This window comes from Bacillus sp. T17B1, from assembly GCF_026796395.1.
Lineage (GTDB): Bacteria > Bacillota > Bacilli > Bacillales > Bacillaceae > Bacillus > Bacillus spizizenii_A.
Genome location: NZ_JALAYA010000024.1, coordinates 14,596 through 34,983 on the forward strand (window position 1 = coordinate 14,596; position 20,388 = coordinate 34,983).

A 20,388-nucleotide genomic window follows, 5' to 3' on the forward strand; every position below is an offset into this window, starting at 1 on the left:
AAACTTGTGTTCCGTCTATTACTATTTTAAGGAGAGAAATTTCTTTTTAAGGTGACGCGGTATTCTTAATCAATTATTATAGGTAAATAGGAGGAGGGAAATATGGGAATTACTAAAAGAGGTGCCGCGTGGGAGTGGCTGAATAGCTGGTGGATGCTGTTTATTCTCATGCCTTTTGCCATTACCAGTTTTTTTGCTTTTTTATTTATTGGCATTAAGGTGAGAAATAGAAAGTGGATCATGTACGGAATCATTTATTTTTTCGTATTTGCGTTTGGTTTTGTGCTGCCCGATCGGCCCGGCGTTTTTATTGTGCTCCCGTTGTGGGCTGTAACCATTATTCATGGTTTTAAAGTGCGTCCGCTGTATTTGATTCAGCTGGATGTCTACAAAGATCATGTGGAGGCGCGGGCTTTTGCTGAGGCAAGAAGTGAAGCCGAGAGCAGATTTGATGCACCGAAACAGTCTATTCAGGATATGCATATTCGAAAAGAACGGTAAGAAAAAGCTCAACACGAACAGTGTGTTGAGCTTTTTATATACTACTGCTGGTAGGATTGCTGCTGGAATGGCGTATGTTGTCCGAATGGCAGTGTAGACACATTCGTATTCATCATGCTGGATTGTCCAGTGAGCTCCTGCTGCATTTGGTTGCACATGTTGACAACCTGCTGGCATTTTTGAATGGCCGTGTCATGTCCGTGCAGCGCTTGCTGAATGGTGTGTGCAGCTTGTTGTTCGTGGTTTAGAATCTGCTGCAGCATTTGGATGTTTTGCTGCTCTTGATGAAGCATTTGGCGATATTGCTGGCTGCTTTGCTGTGTTTGCTGAATCAGCTGCTGAGCAGTCTGGCGAGCTTGGTTCAACTGCTGCAAGCCGTGTTGTGTATGATGCATGAGTTATCCCTCCATGTGGTCGATTGACGTAAGTCGGTATTATCATGCAACTAAAATGAAAAGAAATTCTCCAAATGAGGAACTACAATTATTTTCCTCAGTTTCTCCATCTTTGAATGAAAACAGTAAAGATTGTATACTGGTACAAACCCTTTTTATGTAAATGTTCCGTTCTAAAACCATAAGAATTGCGGAAAACGAAACCCTGAAATCGGGAGAATCGTATTCCGCTTTTTTTCTTTGCCTGCTTCAGAAACCGCCTTCTCCTGCAGTATATGGGATATTCAGCCTGTTTTCTACTGAGCGGAGACGCTGATTGAGCCGGTTTAAGCGGCGTGTATGGCGTTCAACAGTCTGGCTTAACTGATTAACCTGTTCAGCAATCCGTGCGATTTCCCGATTTTGACGGCGGTCTTCGTTTGTCAGACGGGTTAGTTCTCTCGCCTGCTGTTGATTTTGCCGTTCGAGTGCTGCGATTCTTCGTTCCAAAGCCGGCTGTCTATCCATTTGGTAGGGCTCGTATACATCCTGCTGAGGATAAGGGTTGTATTCATATTGGTTATAGTAAGGTTCCTGCTGAGGCAGCTGCGGGTTGTAATGCTGATATGGATTCATGTCATCAATCTCCTTAAAAATAAAATGTGGGTGTATTCCTTATAACTTATGTGGTCATTGGCACAGTGCCACGGCATTTGCCCAAAAAGGGAGGAAAGGATGGTGATCACCTTGAGAAACAAATGTGGCATTTTGCTTTTACCTGCTGTGTGCATCATGTTTTCGGGCTGCCCCCGGGACTCATGGGGGGCGTAAAATCAGCAACAGTCACCTTTACCAAAGACGAGGTGATAGAGACGAAGAGGTACAGCTGCCTTTTATATCCTACAAGGTGGGGATTCAGTATCGCGGACCTTATTATCCGCTCAAAAGCACGCTGAAAAGAGGAAAAAACGGGACGCTGATATGGGAGCAAAATGGCCAGGCAAAAACGATGACAAGAATCAAATCATAGACTGGCAAGGAGGAGAAAGATGAGAAATAAAAAAGCTGAAAGACTGGTGCTAACAGGACTTATTTTACATATCATTCAGTGGATATTGATATTAGGGGCTTTTCTCAAGATCAAACACTTATTTAGTGACTATACAATTTATAATCCTAATGTGATCAGTGGATCGATGCAGTCCTTATCGTTTATACAAATGATGCGCGCTATGATGTACTCAGGGGCAATCGTGAATGATGTGTTGTTTTTTGCGCTAGTATTGCTTATTTATTGTATAGTGCTTCATGCCATCTTGATTGTTCTGGAAATGGCGGCTTACGTCATGATCAGACGGAACCCTAGCTCTTCATGGGTATTCTTTTTGACGGCGGCGGGTGTGAAGCTTGCTATCTTGAATATCACCGGCATTCCTTTTTTAGCGGCCGGCTTCCTGCTGATGAAACAGGAAAAAGCAGAAAACGGCGGCGTGGAGAAAAAAAGAAAGCGGAAACCGCGTACGCGTACCCGAAGACAAGGCCGGCGTCTAAACAGAATCCGGAGAAAATCATCTCTTCCGGTTGAATATCAAAAAGAAAAAACGATATGATGGGACTATAGCCTGAAAACGACACGAAGGAGATGCAGGATGTACAAACTAATTGCAATTGATATGGATGGAACACTTTTAAATGATCATCATGAAGTAACAGAGGAGGTCCGCAACGCACTTCACGCGGCTAAAGCGGAAGGTGTCAAGATTGTGCTTTGCACCGGCCGGCCGATCGGGGGTGTGCGGAGATATTTAGATGAACTGAATTTAATTGAAGATGGCGATTATGTCATCGCGTATAATGGAGCGCTTGTTCAAAATACCCATACAAACGAAGTGGTCACGGAGCTGTCACTCGGTTATGATGATTTGACTTCATTATATGATCTGAGCTTAGAGCTGAAGACGCCGATGCATTTCTTTGACTCATCTAATTTATATACGCCTAACCGGGATATTAGCGAATTTACCGTATATGAATCCTATGTGACGCAAGTGCCGCTTCATTTCCGTAAGATTGACGAGATGCCAAAAGATATCCTCATCCCGAAAGTGATGTTTATTGATAAACCAGAGAACTTAAGCCACGTCATTACATCGATTCCAAAAGACGTGAGAGAAAAATATACAATGGTCAGAAGCGCGCCTTTCTTTTATGAAATTCTGCATCCGGAAGCCAGTAAAGGAAATGCCGTTCGCCAGTTGGCACAGCAGCTTGGCATTGAACAGGCCGAAGTCATGTGCATAGGGGACAACGGGAACGACCTGACAATGATTGAATGGGCGGGCTGCGGTGTTGCCATGGCAAACGCCATCCCGGAAATATTGGAGGCAGCAAACTTTCAAACGCGCTCCAATAATGAACACGGCGTTGCGCATGCGATTCACGAGCTTGTTTTGTCGAAATAATGAAATCCAGCCTTTTAGGAGGCTGGATTTTTTATCGGGGCTTTATTGTACTAGCGGAATCACGCCTGCCGGAGTGTCTGCCTGGAAGACGAAAACATGCCCTGCCGGCCAGAGCAGAGGCAGAAGCGGTTTTAACTATCACCAATAGGGAATGTAACAGTAAGGATACTGTGAAAGAGGGTTAGACACATGACCGTAAAAGACCAGTGTATGTCAAAAATCAAACAGGAAACCAAGCCTTGGATCAAGCGATTCGGCAGATTTGGTTATTTTGCATTCGGCGGCGTGTTTATTCTACTCGGGATTTTAGCATGTATGACGGCAGCCGGAGCGGGCGACGCGAAAGATTCGAGCGGAGCGCTCCAAACGTTATCACGCATGCCGTACGGGTCGTTCTTGCTTTTTTTCATTGGCATCGGTCTCGTCGGTTATGTGATCTGGATGGTGCTGAGTGCGTTCAAGGATACGGAAGGCCACGGATCAAGCAGGCGGGGCTTGTCACGAAGAACGGGAAATTTATTCAGCGCCGCCGTATACGCATCGATTGCATGGAATGCCCTTCGGTTTGTTTTTGATCAAGGGAGCGGCAGCACTTCAGAACAGACGTGGTCCGCTTATGTATTGGCGCAGCCATTCGGCCAATGGCTCACAGGGCTTACAGGTGCGGGTTTTATCCTATTTGCGATCGTTCAATTTGTGAAGGGTGTACGGGCTGCTTTTATGAAAGAATTCGATACGTCAAAAATGAATAAACAAATGATATGCATCGCGAAAAACACCGGGCGCGCGGGCCATATCGCCCGGGCCATTATTTTCTCGGCTATCGGCTATTTTCTCATCAAGACAGCCATGACTGCTGATCCTGACGACACAAGAGGCTTTGACGGTGCGCTCGCTGAACTCGCGCAGCAGCCGCATGGCAAAATGATTCTATCTATACTGGCGTTCGGGCTGATCTTATATGGAATGTACGCTATTATGAAAGGGATTTTTCAGCATATGACATGGGAGAAGTAAGCTCTGGACAGGTCCTGCGCCCAGAGCGTTTTTCAGTTTCTCAGAAATCAGGTGGATGAAAGCTGGGGCCAGCCTGTATAATAAAAGCAAATCCAAAGCAGTTTCATCATGAACTGATCCAAAGGGAGGTGCGGAATGGATCGGGAAAAACAGCAATTAAGCATAGAAGCGGCAAGGCTTTATTATCAGTCTGACTACAGTCAGCAGCAAATTGCTGAGCAGCTCAACATTTCAAGGCCGACCGTTTCCCGGCTGCTGCAATATGCAAAAGCAAAAGGGTTTGTCCAGATTCGCGTCATGGACCCTTTTGAGGATTTGGATGCGCTCGGTTCCATGCTTGAAGAGAAATACGGGCTTCTCGAGGCGCATGTTGTATTTTCCCCGACACCCGATTACGCAGGAATTACTCATGACCTCAGCCGCTATGGTGCAGAATATATGCATGAAACGGTAAAAGACGGCGACATTGTCGGTGTCAGCTGGGGAACCACCATGTACCAAATGGCGCAAAACATGCAGCCAAAACAGGTAAAAGGGGTCGAGGTCGTCCAGCTGAAAGGCGGCATCAGCCATTCCCGGGTAAACACGTATTCCGCTGAAACAATTCAGCTGTTTGCAGAGGCATTTCAGACGATGCCGCGCTATCTCCCGCTTCCCGTCGTGTTTGATAATGCGGATGTGAAGAGAATGGTGGAGAAAGACCGTCATATTGAGCGGATCATCGAGATGGGCAAGCAGGCGAATATCGCTCTCTTCACGGTGGGAACAGTCCGTGACGAAGCGCTGTTGTTCCGGCTCGGATATTTTAACGAAGAAGAGAAAGCCCTGTTGAAAAAACAGGCCGTCGGGGATATTTGTTCACGCTTTTTCGATGCGAAAGGGAATATTTGCAGCAGCGCCATCAATGACCGAACCATTGGCGTTGAGCTTGAAGACCTTAGGCTGAAAGAACGCTCCATTTTAGTGGCCGGCGGGAGCAGAAAAGTGTCCTCCATACACGGCGCATTAACCGGAAAATACGCAAATGTTTTAATCATTGACCAGCATACTGCGAGGGCGCTTGTTAATGATTTGTGACATGGGCAAACCGTTCGTTGAACAAAATTTCAATTACCAATTTACATATGTTCAAAAGTCGGTTATGCTAAAAAATATCTTAACAAAAAAGGAAGTGTGCGAAGGATGTCTTTATCTAACATAATTGATCATACAGCTTTGAAACCGCATACACAAAAAGCGGAGATTCTAACATTAATTCAAGAAGCGAAAACATATAAATTTGCTTCAGTTTGTGTCAATCCGACATGGGTTGAGCTTGCTGCAAAAGAGCTTGAGGGAACTGGAGTTGACGTCTGTACGGTCATCGGCTTCCCGCTTGGTGCCAACACAACAGAAACAAAAGCGTTCGAAACAAAAGACGCGATTTCAAAAGGCGCTACTGAAGTAGACATGGTCATTAACATTGCCGCGTTGAAAGACAAAGAAGACGATGTGGTTGAAGCGGATATCCGCGGTGTCGTGGAAGCTGCAGCCGGAAAAGCGCTTGTCAAAGTCATTATCGAAACATGCCTTTTGACTGATGAAGAAAAAGAACGCGCATGCCGTTTAGCAGTTTCTGCTGGAGCGGATTACGTGAAAACATCAACAGGATTCTCAACAGGCGGCGCAACGAAGGAAGATATCGCCTTAATGCGCAAAACAGTAGGCCCTGATATCGGTGTGAAAGCATCCGGCGGCGTCAGAACGAAAGAAGATGTAGACACAATGGTCGAGGCGGGAGCAAGCCGAATTGGTGCAAGTGCAGGCGTTTCCATTGTAAAAGGCGAAAACACATCAGGCGGAGACAACTATTAAGAAGCTGACGGGAGGCACATTGCCCTTCCGTTACTCATCTTTCTTTTCTGGGGAAGCAGTTATTGTAAGCGAATACAAATAAAGGAGAAACACATATGAAGTATTTGATTGGGATCATCGGTTTGATCGTATTTTTAGGCCTCGCGTGGATCGCAAGCAGCGGGAAAAAAAGAATTAAGATCCGCCCAATTGTTGTTATGCTCATTTTGCAATTTATTCTCGGCTACATTCTCCTCAATACCGGGGTAGGGAATTTCCTCGTAGGAGGATTTGCAAAAGGATTCGGTTACCTGCTTGAATACGCGGCAGAAGGAATCAACTTTGTGTTTGGCGGCTTGGTGAACGCGGATCAAACGACTTTCTTTATGAACGTTCTCTTGCCAATCGTGTTTATTTCCGCCTTGATTGGGATTCTGCAAAAATGGAAAATCCTCCCGTTTATTATTAAATATATCGGCCTTGCCCTCAGCAAGATAAACGGTATGGGAAGACTAGAATCGTATAACGCAGTCGCTTCAGCCATTTTAGGTCAGTCAGAAGTATTTATCTCCTTGAAGAAAGAACTCGGTCTCTTAAATCAGCAGCGCTTGTACACGCTATGTGCTTCTGCGATGTCAACCGTATCAATGTCAATCGTCGGCGCGTATATGACGATGCTGAAACCGGAATATGTTGTAACGGCACTCGTCTTGAACTTATTTGGCGGTTTCATCATCGCTTCAATTATTAATCCTTATGAAGTAAAAAAAGAAGAGGATATGCTCCGTGTCGAAGAAGAAGAAAAACAATCCTTCTTCGAAGTGCTCGGAGAATACATCCTTGACGGCTTCAAAGTAGCAGTTGTCGTCGCTGCGATGCTGATCGGATTTGTTGCGATTATTGCTTTAATTAACGGCATTTTCAATGCAGTATTCGGTATTTCCTTCCAAGGCATACTTGGATATGTGTTTGCTCCATTCGCTTTTCTTGTGGGTATCCCATGGAATGAGGCTGTTAATGCGGGAAGCATTATGGCAACAAAAATGGTATCAAATGAATTTGTCGCCATGACGTCGCTAACGCAAAACGGCTTCCATTTCAGCGGCCGTACAACAGCGATCGTATCGGTATTCCTTGTGTCATTTGCGAACTTCTCCTCAATCGGCATCATTGCCGGTGCCGTAAAAGGACTGAATGAAAAGCAAGGAAATGTTGTCGCTCGTTTCGGCTTAAAATTATTATACGGCGCTACGCTTGTCAGCTTTTTATCAGCAGCAATTGTGGGCTTGATTTACTGAACTTAATCGAAAAGGATCGGTGACCAAACATGAGAATGGTAGATATCATCATCAAAAAACAAAACGGAAAAGAACTCACCACTGAAGAAATTCAATTTTTCGTAAAAGGTTATACGGACGGAAGCATTCCTGATTATCAAGCAAGCGCGCTTGCAATGGCGATTTTCTTCCAGGATATGAGTGACCGTGAACGCGCGGACTTGACGATGGCGATGGTGAACTCCGGTGAAACGATTGATCTTTCTGCCATTGAAGGGATTAAAGTGGATAAACACTCCACCGGAGGCGTCGGCGACACGACAACACTCGTTCTCGCCCCGCTTGTTGCGGCTCTTGATGTGCCGGTTGCCAAAATGTCCGGCCGCGGCCTCGGCCATACGGGCGGTACGATTGATAAGTTAGAGGCAATCGACGGTTTTCATGTAGAATTGTCGAAGGACGAATTTATTAAGCTTGTGAACCGCGACAAGGTCGCCGTCATCGGCCAAAGCGGCAATTTAACGCCGGCTGATAAAAAACTGTACGCGCTTCGTGATGTAACGGGAACGGTCAATTCCATTCCGCTGATCGCAAGCTCGATTATGAGCAAAAAAATCGCTGCCGGGGCGGATGCCATCGTGCTCGACGTAAAAACAGGAGCAGGCGCCTTCATGAAAACGGAAGAGGACGCGGCTGAACTCGCCAAAGCGATGGTGCGCATCGGAAATAACGTCGGCCGCCAAACAATGGCTGTCATTTCTGACATGTCCCAGCCGCTCGGCTTTGCGATCGGAAATGCCCTTGAAGTCAAAGAAGCGATCGACACGCTCAAAGGTGAGGGCCCTGAGGATCTTCATGAGCTTGTCTTAACGCTCGGAAGCCAAATGGTTGTGCTTGCGAAAAAAGCTGATACATTGGATGAAGCGAGAACGAAGCTGGAAGAAGTCATGAAAAACGGCAAAGCGCTTGGAAAATTCAAGGACTTCCTGAAAAACCAAGGCGGCGACAGCTCGATTGTTGATGAGCCGTCTAAGCTTCCGCAGGCTGCATATCAAATTGATGTGCCTGCAAAAGAAACAGGTGTTGTCTCCGAAATTGTCGCGGACGAAATCGGCGTTGCAGCGATGCTGTTAGGTGCCGGACGCGCCACAAAAGAAGACGAAATCGATTTAGCTGTCGGCATCATGCTCCGCAAAAAGGTCGGCGACAAGGTAGAAAAAGGTGAACCACTTGTCACGCTTTACGCCAATCGCGAAAACGTGGATGAAGTCATTGCGAAAGTATATGACAACATCTGCATTGCAGCAGAAGCGAAGGCGCCGAAGCTGATTCATACGTTAATTACGGAATAAGGAAAAATAAGATAAATTCTAAAACACTACTCAATTATTTTGTTTTATAAACAAACATAAAATGAGTAGTGTTTTATTATAGGGAATACTTACTTGAAAAGTACGGTATTAAGGAAATTCGAAAAAATGTACTAACATAAATATAACCAGAAATATTTTATTGAAAAATGACATATAAATATTGCATTTGAAGTTCAGTTATGATAAATTATGTAATATATAAGTTGCATGAGTAATCAATTTATAAAGTGAGGTGATGTTATGAATCAAAATAGGGTAAAGAAGACCCGTATAGAGAAAGGCTTAACTCAGCAACAGCTAGCAGACCTTACAAAGGTTACACGGCAAACAATAGGTCTAATTGAATTAGATAAGTATAATCCAACTTTAAGTTTATGTAAAAAAATATGTTACTCTTTAGACAAAACATTAGATGAATTATTTTGGGAGGATTAAAATGAATAGATTTTTATCGCTATTTGGGGAATCTAAAACTGAAGATGAACGATTACAAGGTATACAATATAAAGTATTGGCTCGAAGTGGTGCGATTGTATTTATTTTAGCACTTTTGGATATAATTATTAGAGGTGGGATATTTCATAAACCTTATCAAGAATGGGTTTCTAGTCTAGTAATCTTTGTAATATATCTAATTTGGAGTTTCTTTGATTCACTTTTTTCGGGCGTATTATACCCAAATTTGCAAACCAAACAGGATTTTAAAGCTAGGTTAAGAAAAAGTTTTAAAGAAATAATAATTCCGCCAATTTTTGTTGCTGTTATAAGTTGTTTTAAATTTGGATTCCCTACTGATGCATTATTTTACATAAAGTTATTATTTATATTTATTGGTATTACAGCCTTATTATTTATAATAAGCTATTTAATCATATTAATTACCTGGAAAAGAAACCTTAAAAATACAGATATTTGAGAAAAATATTAAAAAGCTGATTAATAGACCTTCAAAATTTATTAATCAGCTTTTTGAAAATATGTAGTTATTAACCAAAGATTTTTCTTGCAGCTTTATCACCAATTACATAACCAGCACCCCAAGCAGCGCCTCTAGCAAGAGCTCCCCACATAAAGTATTTCACCTCCTCGAAAAGAAAAAGAAAGAATTAACCAAAGATTTTTTTTGCAGCTTTTTCGCCAACTACCCAGCCAGCGCCCCAAGCAGCGCCTCTAGCAAGAGCTCCCCACATAAAGTATTTCACCTCCTTGAAAAGAAAAAGAAAGAATTAACCAAAGATTTTTCTTGCAGCTTTATCACCAATTATATAGCCAGCGCCCCAAGCAGCGCCTCTAGCAAGAGCTCCCCACATAAAGTATTTCACCTCCTCGAAAAGAAAGGATTAATAAAGATTTAATAGTGATAGCTTACTAAATGCCTAAGTTAGGTTTAATCTTTATCTTCTTTTGTAAATTAATTTAATATTTTATCACCAATTTTTTTAGTAATTGTTTTGCCTGCAGTAAAAGCAAGAGCTTCACCAATTTTTCTCCACATATATTTTTCTCCTTTATTTAAAACTTATATCAAAATATTACATTAACGAATATAAATAAAATCATATAAATCTGTCAACCTATTTTTTTGGGATAATCATGAAAATTTTATTTTTTGTGTGAAATAAGATACGTATAATAAAAATATTGCATTCTGACAAGGTGTATATTACTATATTTATACATGGATGGATTTGTATAAATAAGAATAAGAAAAAGGAATGATTTTAACGTTGAAGCTAAAACAAATGTGGTATTACACAAATCCACCGAAAGCGAAGCTGATAATCGGTATAATTTTAAATTTATTAAATACTTGTTGTTCTTTAATTATTCCACTATTGCTTAAAGAGCAGGTAGAACTATTATCGAAATCTTTTTCTATGGCATTGTTAATCCCATTAGTGATTCTTATTATTCTAGAATTTATCACTATGTCTATATCCGTATTTTTGTTAGCCTCTATTGGCCAACAGGTTGTAAAAAATCTTCGTATAAAACTATGGGATAAACTTTTGAAACTAAAAGTAGATTTTTATAGTCGCAATGCAGTCGGAGAAATAGTTAGCAGATTAACAAATGATACATCTGTTACAATGAACCTATTATCAAGTGAAATATCGCAACTAATATCTGGAGTTCTTTCAATAATAGGTTCAATAGTTATTCTTTGCATTCTAGACTTACCAATGACTATTGTCTTATTATCAAGTATTCCAGTGATTATATTCATCATACTACCTATTAGTAAAAAAATTTATGATGTATCATATGCACAACAAGAAAAAGTCTCAAAATTTTCAGGCCTTACAAATAAAATATTATCAGAGATTAGACTTGTAAAAGCTTATAATGCAGAAAATAAAGAGCTCAATCGAGGAATACAATACATTGATAATTTATACATAAACGGTTTGAAAAGGGCAAAAATTGAAGCGCTATTAATTCCATCGTTGGGAGCAGTTATATCCTTAACTATTGTTTTTATTATTGGATATGGAGCGTATCGAGTTAATCAAGGATTTATAACATCTGGTGAGTTGTTGGCTTTCATTATGTATCTTATTCAAATTGTCGTTCCTGTAGGCACGATTGGAGGATTTATTACAAATGTACAAGCTGCAAGTGGTGCGACTGAAAGAATCTCCGAAATTTTTAATCAAAAAGAAGAGATAATAAAAGCGCCATCTACAGATTGTTCTGATACGGTTAGTTCTTTAATTTTTAAAGGAATTTCCTTTAAGTATTCGGATAAAATGATTTTAAATGATATTTCTTTTGAAATACAACCGAATACGACTACTGCCATTGTGGGGCCTAGTGGTGTTGGTAAATCCACTTTGTTTTATTTAATTGAACGTTTCTATCAACCGACTAAAGGCACAATTTTTTATAATGATATTGATTACAGAGATATAGAATTAAGTTCATGGAGAAAGTTATTTAGTTATGTTTCACAAGATTCAACAATTATTTCTGGGACAATTAAGGAAAATATTATTTACGGATTAGAAGAAGAAACTATTGATGAAAGTAAAATTAAAGAAGCAGCTATTATGGCCAACTGTCATGATTTTATAGCTGGTTTTTCAGATGGGTATGATACTGAGGTTGGTGAAAGAGGTATAAATTTATCTGGGGGACAGAAACAAAGAATAGCTATTGCAAGAGCATTCTTAAGAGATACGCCTTTTTTATTATTAGATGAGGCTACTGCAAATCTTGATTCAAAATCGGAAAGTGCGATCAAAGGTGCGATTGATAGTCTTTCAAAGGGAAGAACCACAATTGTAATCGCACATAGACTTTCTACCATTAGGAATGCTGACAAGATAATTGTTCTTGAAAATGGGACTGTAACAAGTATAGGGAAGCATAACGATTTGATTAAAGAAAGTAACATGTATAAAACTTTAATTAATATACAAAGCAATTAAGGGAGATTTTAAGATGAAGAAACTTTTGTTATCTATTTATAAAGGACCTAGAATTTATTTGTAATATTTATATAATAATCTCTAGAGACCGCAAACTTGTTTCGTTTAAGGCTGTCGTGACTCCACGATAGCCTTTATTATTAAATAACTTAAGATGAGGCTTTTAGGCGGTCAAGGATAAAAGTAGTTTATTAATAGCATTTCGAGTTTAAAGATCAAAAAACTTATCTGTGAGGAGATAATTAAAACAGTATTATTAAATAGGTCATATTGTAAAAGATGGGTGTTTGAAACAGTGATGTATGCTAAAAAGAAATGGGTGTCATATCGCTGACAGGCAAAATTGCCAAAAAGAGGCGTAATTGTCGGAGAAACTGGCTTTATTACAGTCGATGACTTTACACGACCGGACAAAGCAGTAATTACGTACGCAAATGGAAAAACAGAAGTGATAAAAGAAGGAGAAACGGCAAAAGGGTTGAACTATGGAGTAGAGGATATGCAAGCAGCAGTCCTGCATCAGCCAGACCATCAGTCTCTCCATGGATGTCATGAATCATGGACAGTGTAAGAGAACAGTGGGGAGTCACCTATCCGTTTGAATATGAAAACATCAGGCCTAGATAACGGGCCGGTGTTTCTTCATAGAAAAATGTAAGCGCTTAAAAAATTAGTCAAAAAGAGAGGCGAATTGTGTAGATGTTAAATCGAATGTTCCGTGTCTGTTTTCTTGCAGCCCTTATCATGGCCTTTACCCTGCCAAACTCCGTCTATGCACAAAAGGCAGAAAAACCCGTATTTAAAGAAGTCAGCGTCCATGACCCTTCCGTCATTGAGACGAACGGCACCTTTTACGTTTTCGGATCTCATTTAGCTTCAGCGAAAACAAATGACCTCATGCAATGGCAGCAGCTGACCACTAACGTAAGCAACAACAATCCTCTGATTCCGAATGTCTACGAAGAATTAAAAGATACCTTCGAATGGGCGCAATCCGAAACTCTGTGGGCTGCTGACGTCACGCAGCTGGCGGACGGTAAATACTACATGTATTACAACGCCTGCCGCGGCGATTCGCCAAGATCCGCCATGGGCGTTGCCGTCGCTGATAACATCGAAGGCCCCTACAAAAACAAAGGCATCTTTTTGAAATCAGGCATGGAAGGCACAAGCAACGATGGAACACCGTATGACGGCACCAAACACCCGAATGTCGTTGACCCGCATACCTTCTTTGATAAAGACGGCAAGCTGTGGATGGTGTATGGATCATACTCAGGCGGCATTTTCATTCTTGAAATGAATCCGAAAACGGGCTTCCCGCTTCCTGGACAGGGATACGGGAAAAAACTGCTCGGCGGCAACCACAGCCGAATCGAAGGCCCATATGTTCTCTACAATCCAGACACCCAATACTACTACTTATACCTATCATATGGCGGTCTCGACGCTACAGGCGGCTACAACCTTCGTGTGGCTCGCTCCAAAAAACCGGACGGTCCTTACTATGACGCAGAAGGCAACTCGATGCTTGACGTCCGCGGAAAAGAAGGCACATTCTTCGATGACCGTTCCATTGAACCGTACGGTGTCAAACTCATGGGCAGCTATTCATTTGAGACAGAAAAAGAAAAAGGAACCGGTTACGTCTCACCAGGCCACAACTCCGCATATTATGACGAAAAAACCGGACGCTCCTATTTAATCTTCCACACCCGCTTCCCGGGCAGAGGTGAAGAACACGAAGTCAGAGTCCACCAAATGTTCATGAACAAAGACGGCTGGCCGGTAACAGCGCCATATCGTTACGCAGGAGAAACACTGAAAGAAGTTAAGCAAAAAGACATCACAGGAACATACAAACTCATCCAGCACGGAAAAGACATCTCAGCCGACATCAAAAAAACCATCAACATCCAGCTCAACAAAAACCATACCATTTCCGGGGAAATGACTGGAACATGGAAGAAAACCGGAAAAAATACAGCTGAACTTACGTTAGCCGGCAAGAAGTATAGCGGAGTGTTTTTACAGCAGTGGGATTCAGTGAGAGAGAAAAACGTGATGACGTTTAGTGTATTGAATGGGAGCGGTGAGACTGTTTGGGGATCTAAATAAGTTGGAGAAGCGCCTTCGTAGGAAGGCGTTTTTTTTATCAGCTTTATTGACTATAAATAACAGTTCAACGGAAGAAAAAATCTAAGATGTTGATAAGGTTAAAGACCTAAACTCAAAGTCCTCTTTATTCTTATTATCCTCCTTATCAAAACGTCGGAAAGCGAATTTATAGCAATTTAGAATCAAATGAATCTCTCTTAAGACAAACCTTTTTACCTATTTATCCAATATGACCCATCATTATGAAAATAGTCTGTATTGTAAAGTATTGACACAGTTTGATAGAAACACGAGGTGTTGCGGCGTGCATAGTGAAATGTTGTTACATTCGGTAAAAGCCGACTTACATGAAAAACAGGAACAAATCCATCAGTTAAAACGAGTGCTGCACGAAATCAGGCAAATCAAACACGAATTTTCTGAGGCCCAGCATCTCATTCCCCGGCCTCATCTTAACCGAGAGGCATGGAGAGGAACACATGCTGAGCGGTTTGAAGATATTCGTGAAGGAATGAACAAAGCATATCGTCAAATCAAAAGTGAACAGGTCAGCGGAATCATCGAAAGCATAGAAGGAAAAATCCACTCATTAGATGTCCACGCTCTTCACGAGGGCATTCAGCATACGATTGAGAAGCTGGACAAGCAAAAACAGCAGCTGGAGAAGCTGGAAAAAAGCGTTGAGCATCTGGCAGGCATGAAGGATGCGTTAAAAGGAAAAGGCGGAGATGCCATCCGGACCTTCTACGAGGAGTGCCATAAGCCTTTTCTCCTTTTCTTTGGCATGTTTATTGACGAATACAAAAAAGTGCTGAAACAAACACAGCATGCGATTTCCTCTGTAGAATCTGACTCCCACGGCATGATTGCGGAGGCTTTTCTCTCACACGATGCCAGACATGGGATCAAGCATGCACGAGAAGTGACAGAGCAGCTCACAGACGCAGTCAATCGCCAGACATCAGCCATTAATCACATCGTCAGCCTGCCCACAGTCAATGATTCCTTTTTTCGGATGGAAACAGAACAGGCTGAACGGCTGATTACAGACACCCTGCATAAGCTCTTTCAATTTGACGGCCAGCAAACCCAAGCACTGGAAACGGCAAAGCTTGTCACTTTTTAAGAATAAGGTATAAATAAGATATAAATGTAAGCGTTGACATACAGATTATCTAGTGCTAAAGTATACCTACAAACAAATACAGTGACCCGTCAGGATTGTTACTGTGAAAGCAGGCAAAACCTAAATGGTGCAGATGCAGGAGGAGACTCTGGCAATCTGTTTCATTTAGGTTTTTTTTATTCTCATGTAGGAGGTGATGCGGCATTTGATACAAAAAAAGCTGGTGAAAGGCGGCCACCTTCCATCCAGCGGTTCCCCCATAAAAAGGAGGTATACACATGGATTATGATAAATTATCGAAAGACATATTACAACTCGTAGGCGGTGAAGACAACGTTCAGCGCGTGATTCACTGCATGACGAGGCTGCGCTTTAATCTTCATGACAATTCGAAGGCGGAGCGCAGTCAGTTGGAGCAGCTGCCGGGTGTGATGGGCACCAATATCAGCGGCGAACAGTTTCAAATTATCATTGGAAACGATGTGCCGAAGGTGTATCAGGCGATGCTGAAGCACAGCAATCTCAGTGATGAGAAGAGCGCTGGTTCAGGTTCATCATCTCAGAAAAAGAATGTGTTAGGTGCCATTTTTGATGTGATTTCTGGTGTGTTTACCCCGATTCTTCCTGCGATTGCGGGAGCGGGGATGATCAAAGGGCTTGTTGCGCTAGCGGTCACGTTTGGCTGGATGGCTGAGAACAGTCAGGTTCATGTCATTTTGACGGCTGTCGGTGACGGCGCGTTCTACTTCCTGCCGCTTCTGCTTGCGATGAGTGCGGCGAAAAAATTCGGAAGCAATCCTTACGTAGCGGCAGCCATTGCGGCAGCGATTTTGCACCCGGATTTGACGGCACTGCTTGGTGCTGATAAACCGATTTCCTTTATCGGACTTCCTGTAACCGCTGCCACTTATTCGTCAACAGTCATTCCAATTTTGCTGGCAATTTGGATTGCTTCGTACGTAGAAAAATGGATTGACCGTTTCACACACGCTTCTCTCAAATTGATTGTGGTTCCGACATTCACATTATTGATTGTCGTGCCGCTGACATTGATTACAGTCGGTCCGCTCGGCGCTATTTTAGGAGAATACTTGTCTGCTGGGGTTCATTATTTATTTGATCATGCAGGGCTTGTGGCGATGATTTTACTGGCGGGAACGTTCTCTTTAATCATTATGACAGGCATGCACTATGCCTTTGTGCCGATTATGATCAACAACATCGCTCAAAACGGCCACGATTATTTACTGCCGGCTATGTTTTTGGCGAATATGGGACAAGCCGGGGCATCATTTGCCGTCTTCCTTCGCTCCAGAAACAAAAAATTTAAATCACTTGCGCTTACCACAAGCATCACGGCGCTGATGGGGATCACAGAGCCCGCGATGTACGGCGTGAACATGCGATTGAAAAAACCGTTTGCGGCCGCTTTGGTTGGCGGTGCAGCCGGTGGCGCATTTTACGGAATGATGGGTGTTGCTTCCTATATCGTCGGGGGGAATGCAGGTCTGCCGAGCATCCCTGTCTTTATCGGCCCAACGTTTATTTACGCGATGATTGGTCTTGTGATTGCGTTTGCGGCGGGAACAGCAGCTGCGTATTTGCTTGGATTTGAGGATGTACCGTCTGACGGCAGTCAGCAGCCGGCTGCAGGAAAAAGCTATGGGAGTAGCGGAGAAATCATTCACAGCCCGATTAAAGGGGAAGTGAAAGCATTAAGCGAAGTCAATGACGGGGTATTTTCTGCCGGGATCATGGGAAAAGGATTTGCCATTGAGCCTGAAGAAGGAGAAGTTGTTTCACCTGTCCATGGAAGCGTTACCACTATTTTTAAAACAAAACACGCCATTGGCATTACGAGTGATCAGGGAGCTGAAATCCTCATACACATTGGATTGGACACGGTGAAGCTGGAGGGACAATGGTTCACGGCTCACGTCAAAGAAGGCGACAAGGTCGCACCGGGAGATCCGCTCGTGTCCTTTAATCTGGAACAAATCAAAGCCGCGGGATATGACGTCATTACCCCGGTGATCGTGACCAACACAGACCAATATTCGTTTTCGCCAGTGAAAGAAATCGGCAAAGTGCAGACAAAGGAAGCGCTGCTTGCTTTATCCTAAAAAAACTGATGAGGTGATTAATATATGAGTTCAAATACAAAACAATTTCCAGAAGGATTTTTATGGGGCGGCGCGGTTGCTGCCAATCAGGTGGAGGGTGCTTATAACGAGGGCGGTAAGGGGCTTTCGACAGCTGACGTATCACCGAACGGCATCATGTCTCCATTTGATGAATCGATGACTTCTTTAAATCTGTATCATACCGGAATTGATTTTTACCATCGTTATAAAGAGGATATCGCCTTGTTTGCGGAAATGGGTTTCAAGGCGTTCCGCACATCTATTGCGTGGACAAGAATTTTTCCAAATGGTGATGAAGAGGAACCAAATGAAGAAGGCCTCACATTTTATGATAATCTGTTTGATGAACTGTTAAAGCATCAGATTGAGCCTGTCGTAACCATCTCTCATTATGAAATGCCGCTCGGTTTAGTGAAGAATTACGGCGGCTGGAAGAATCGCAAAGTCATCGAGTTCTATGAACGCTATGCTAAAACGGTTTTCAAACGCTATCAGCACAAAGTGAAGTATTGGATGACGTTCAATGAAATTAACGTGGTCCTTCATGCGCCGTTTACAGGCGGCGGTCTTGTCTTTGAAGAAGGAGAAAACAAATTAAACGCAATGTACCAGGCGGCACACCACCAGTTTGTGGCCAGTGCTCTTGCCGTCAAAGCGGGTCACGAGATCATCCCTGATTCGAAAATCGGCTGTATGATAGCGGCAACGACAACCTATCCGATGACTTCTAATCCGGAGGATGTCTTCGCAGCGCTGGAGAATGAGCGTAAAACACTTTTCTTCTCAGATGTGCAGGCAAGAGGCGCATACCCGGGATATATGAAACGCTATCTGGCAGAAAACAATATTACGATTGAAATGGCTGAAGGCGATGAAGAGCTTTTAAAAGAACATACAGTGGATTACATCGGATTCAGCTACTACATGTCGATGGCGGCGAGCACTGATCCGGAAGAGCTTGCAAAATCAGGGGGCAACCTGCTGGGCGGAGTCAAAAACCCTTACCTCAAATCATCAGAATGGGGCTGGCAGATTGATCCGAAAGGCTTGCGCATCACGCTCAACACCTTATATGACCGTTATCAGAAGCCGCTGTTCATCGTTGAAAACGGCCTTGGCGCTGTAGACAAAGTGGAAGAGGACGGTACGATTCAGGACGATTACAGAATCGACTATCTTCGTGATCATTTAATTGAAGCGCGCGAAGCCATTGCGGACGGCGTTGATTTAATCGGATACACATCATGGGGGCCAATTGACCTTGTCAGCGCCTCCACTGCGGAAATGAAAAAACGCTACGGCTACATTTATGTTGATCGGGACAATGAAGGAAACGGAACATTAAACCGCATCAAGAAAAAAAGCTTCAGCTGGTATCAAGAGGTCATCGCCACAAACGGAGAGAGTCTCTGACCACTTTGAAAATGCAAGAGAAAAAGCAGGCGGAACTGTGTTCAAGCTGAAATCATTTTCGCGAATGGCGAGCCGGCTCATGAGATACTAAATAACACAAAAGAGAAACGCGTCGGCCTGATCGTAGTCGGCAGACGGGGGATCAGCGGCCTGAAAGAAATGAAGCTGGGAAGCGTCAGCTATAAAATGTATCAATTATCGATAGATTTGTTAAAAAAGCGCCCCTCGGGCGCTTTTTTCTATTTAGAATAGAAGTGTTATAATATCTGCATGTAAAAAAAGGAATTCCATGTATAGATTTCTGAATTTATAAAAAGCAATTTATGCTATGCAGTACTGGAGGTAGAATACGCTTGGTGCAACAGGATTTTTCTATTTCGTCGAAACAAAAATCAACAGCCGTGCTGAAAATGGTCATCTCTATGGTGATTTTCGGTTCCATCGGCTTTTTCTCGGAGCATACCAATCTGCCGTCATTTGAATTGGTATTCGTCCGCTGCCTTTGCGCGACGCTATTTTTAAGCTTCTGCTGGCTGGCGTCCGGCCAGTATAAAACCGAAAAGTGGAGCAAGAGAGAAGTGCTGCAAACATTAGCATGCGGTTTCTTTCTTGTTTTCAACTGGGTGTTTTTATTTAAGTCTTTTGAAGAAACATCTGTCACGATCGCCATCTCCGTTTATCATCTTGCGCCGGTGCTTGTTCTTCTCCTGGGGAGCATTATCTACAGAGAAAAATTAAACGTCATCTCCGTCAGCTCCATCATCATCTGTTTTCTGGGAACGGCACTGATTTCCGGGATTAATGGCAGCACATCATTAACACAGCTAATGGGATCAGGAATCATTTGGGCCGTTCTCGCCGCACTGTTTTATGCGTTCACCACTTTATTGGGAAAAGGCATTCACAACCTCAGCCCTTACACGACCACCTTCCTGCAAACGGGTTTAGGGGTCATCATCCTGATTCCGTTTATTCACTTCGGCGCTTTTGCCGACCTGTCTCAGGGGAACTGGATCATGGTGGTGTCTACCGGTATCATCCATACGGGTATTGTGTATTTGCTGTTTTTTGACAGTTTGCGATTTTTATCAACGAAATTTATTTCAATCATTGTCTTCCTCGACCCGGCTGTCGCGATCGTGCTCGATACCGTCTTCACAGGTTTCCGCCCAGATCTCTATCAAACACTAGGCATCGTGATGATCTTTGCGGGCATGGCCTTGACGCTTGTCAGGAGACAGAGGAAATCGGATGTGGTTGCTGAGGGTAAGGATATGGAACAAATTCAATAATGATAGAAAGAATGTAAAAAGGCCTAA

18 protein-coding genes and 3 pseudogenes are annotated in these 20,388 nt (G+C 42.9%); 19 read left to right on the plus strand and 2 right to left on the minus strand.

What is annotated here, in order from left to right; genetic code table 11:
• Nucleotides 1–102: 102 nt before the first annotated feature.
• Entirely contained in the window at nucleotides 103–501 is a 399-nt protein-coding gene (locus MOF34_RS12410; protein ID WP_268400343.1) for a hypothetical protein, read from the plus strand.
• Nucleotides 502–542: 41 nt separating this feature from the next.
• Here the strand turns inward: MOF34_RS12410 and MOF34_RS12415 are convergent, their stop codons facing one another.
• Together MOF34_RS12415 and cotNE are read right to left on the minus strand one after the other, a co-directional pair.
• The gene (locus MOF34_RS12415; RefSeq protein ID WP_268400344.1) at nucleotides 543–896 is read right to left on the minus strand and encodes a hypothetical protein; all 354 of its coding nucleotides are present in this window, start codon (nucleotides 894–896) and stop codon (nucleotides 543–545) included.
• A 249-nt stretch (nucleotides 897–1,145) separates the two neighbouring features.
• Nucleotides 1,146–1,511, minus strand: a complete 366-nt coding sequence (gene cotNE, locus MOF34_RS12420; RefSeq protein ID WP_268400346.1) for an inner spore coat protein CotNE — start codon at nucleotides 1,509–1,511, stop codon at nucleotides 1,146–1,148.
• Between the two features lie 99 nt (nucleotides 1,512–1,610).
• On the opposite strand from cotNE, the pseudogene MOF34_RS12425 reads away from it, so the two are divergent.
• The 18 genes and pseudogenes from MOF34_RS12425 to MOF34_RS12510 all read left to right on the plus strand — a co-directional run bounded on the left by MOF34_RS12425 (nucleotide 1,611) and on the right by MOF34_RS12510 (nucleotide 20,361).
• Nucleotides 1,611–1,905, plus strand: a pseudogene (locus MOF34_RS12425) (DUF3255 family protein).
• A gap of 19 nt (nucleotides 1,906–1,924) precedes the next feature.
• The gene (locus MOF34_RS12430; RefSeq protein ID WP_268400347.1) at nucleotides 1,925–2,485 is read left to right on the plus strand and encodes a hypothetical protein; all 561 of its coding nucleotides are present in this window, start codon (nucleotides 1,925–1,927) and stop codon (nucleotides 2,483–2,485) included.
• Between the two features lie 39 nt (nucleotides 2,486–2,524).
• On the plus strand, nucleotides 2,525–3,337 hold the full coding sequence (gene yidA / locus MOF34_RS12435) for a sugar-phosphatase (RefSeq protein ID WP_268400348.1): 813 nt from the start codon (nucleotides 2,525–2,527) through the stop codon (nucleotides 3,335–3,337).
• 189 nt (nucleotides 3,338–3,526) lie between these two features.
• Nucleotides 3,527–4,354, plus strand: a complete 828-nt coding sequence (locus MOF34_RS12440; RefSeq protein ID WP_268400349.1) for a DUF1206 domain-containing protein — start codon at nucleotides 3,527–3,529, stop codon at nucleotides 4,352–4,354.
• 135 nt (nucleotides 4,355–4,489) lie between these two features.
• Entirely contained in the window at nucleotides 4,490–5,431 is a 942-nt protein-coding gene (deoR, locus tag MOF34_RS12445; RefSeq protein WP_019716262.1) for a DNA-binding transcriptional repressor DeoR, read from the plus strand.
• A 105-nt stretch (nucleotides 5,432–5,536) separates the two neighbouring features.
• Nucleotides 5,537–6,208 (plus strand): deoxyribose-phosphate aldolase, encoded by a 672-nt coding sequence (deoC, locus tag MOF34_RS12450; protein ID WP_019716261.1) that lies wholly within the window; start codon nucleotides 5,537–5,539, stop codon nucleotides 6,206–6,208.
• A gap of 95 nt (nucleotides 6,209–6,303) precedes the next feature.
• Nucleotides 6,304–7,485 (plus strand): nucleoside permease NupC, encoded by a 1,182-nt coding sequence (gene nupC / locus MOF34_RS12455; RefSeq protein WP_268400350.1) that lies wholly within the window; start codon nucleotides 6,304–6,306, stop codon nucleotides 7,483–7,485.
• A 29-nt stretch (nucleotides 7,486–7,514) separates the two neighbouring features.
• On the plus strand, nucleotides 7,515–8,816 hold the full coding sequence (locus MOF34_RS12460) for a pyrimidine-nucleoside phosphorylase (protein WP_268400353.1): 1,302 nt from the start codon (nucleotides 7,515–7,517) through the stop codon (nucleotides 8,814–8,816).
• Nucleotides 8,817–9,077: 261 nt separating this feature from the next.
• Nucleotides 9,078–9,272, plus strand: coding sequence for a helix-turn-helix transcriptional regulator (locus MOF34_RS12465; protein ID WP_268400354.1), 195 nt, complete (start codon nucleotides 9,078–9,080; stop codon nucleotides 9,270–9,272).
• Between the two features lies 1 nt (nucleotide 9,273).
• Nucleotides 9,274–9,753 carry a DUF6773 family protein gene (locus tag MOF34_RS12470; RefSeq protein ID WP_268400356.1) on the plus strand — a complete coding sequence of 160 codons (480 nt, stop codon included), beginning with the start codon at nucleotides 9,274–9,276 and terminating at the stop codon, nucleotides 9,751–9,753.
• Between the two features lie 811 nt (nucleotides 9,754–10,564).
• Nucleotides 10,565–12,268, plus strand: a complete 1,704-nt coding sequence (locus MOF34_RS12475; protein WP_311766030.1) for an ABC transporter ATP-binding protein — start codon at nucleotides 10,565–10,567, stop codon at nucleotides 12,266–12,268.
• A gap of 343 nt (nucleotides 12,269–12,611) precedes the next feature.
• Nucleotides 12,612–12,839: a hypothetical protein gene (locus MOF34_RS12480; RefSeq protein ID WP_268400360.1), complete on the plus strand. Its 228-nt coding sequence runs from the start codon at nucleotides 12,612–12,614 to the stop codon at nucleotides 12,837–12,839.
• A gap of 128 nt (nucleotides 12,840–12,967) precedes the next feature.
• Nucleotides 12,968–14,386 (plus strand): glycoside hydrolase family 43 protein, encoded by a 1,419-nt coding sequence (locus MOF34_RS12485; RefSeq protein WP_268400361.1) that lies wholly within the window; start codon nucleotides 12,968–12,970, stop codon nucleotides 14,384–14,386.
• A 316-nt stretch (nucleotides 14,387–14,702) separates the two neighbouring features.
• Nucleotides 14,703–15,497: pseudogene (locus MOF34_RS12490) on the plus strand (T7SS effector LXG polymorphic toxin); the annotation flags it as partial.
• Nucleotides 15,498–15,790: 293 nt separating this feature from the next.
• Nucleotides 15,791–17,635 (plus strand): PTS beta-glucoside transporter subunit IIABC, encoded by a 1,845-nt coding sequence (gene bglP, locus MOF34_RS12495; protein ID WP_268400362.1) that lies wholly within the window; start codon nucleotides 15,791–15,793, stop codon nucleotides 17,633–17,635.
• 24 nt (nucleotides 17,636–17,659) lie between these two features.
• Nucleotides 17,660–19,069 carry an aryl-phospho-beta-d-glucosidase gene (bglH, locus tag MOF34_RS12500; RefSeq protein ID WP_268400363.1) on the plus strand — a complete coding sequence of 470 codons (1,410 nt, stop codon included), beginning with the start codon at nucleotides 17,660–17,662 and terminating at the stop codon, nucleotides 19,067–19,069.
• A 36-nt stretch (nucleotides 19,070–19,105) separates the two neighbouring features.
• A pseudogene (locus MOF34_RS12505) lies at nucleotides 19,106–19,321 on the plus strand (universal stress protein); the annotation flags it as partial.
• Nucleotides 19,322–19,425: 104 nt separating this feature from the next.
• Complete coding sequence (locus MOF34_RS12510; RefSeq protein WP_268400426.1) at nucleotides 19,426–20,361, plus strand: DMT family transporter; 936 nt, start codon at nucleotides 19,426–19,428, stop codon at nucleotides 20,359–20,361.
• The last annotated feature ends 27 nt before the right edge of the window (nucleotides 20,362–20,388 follow it).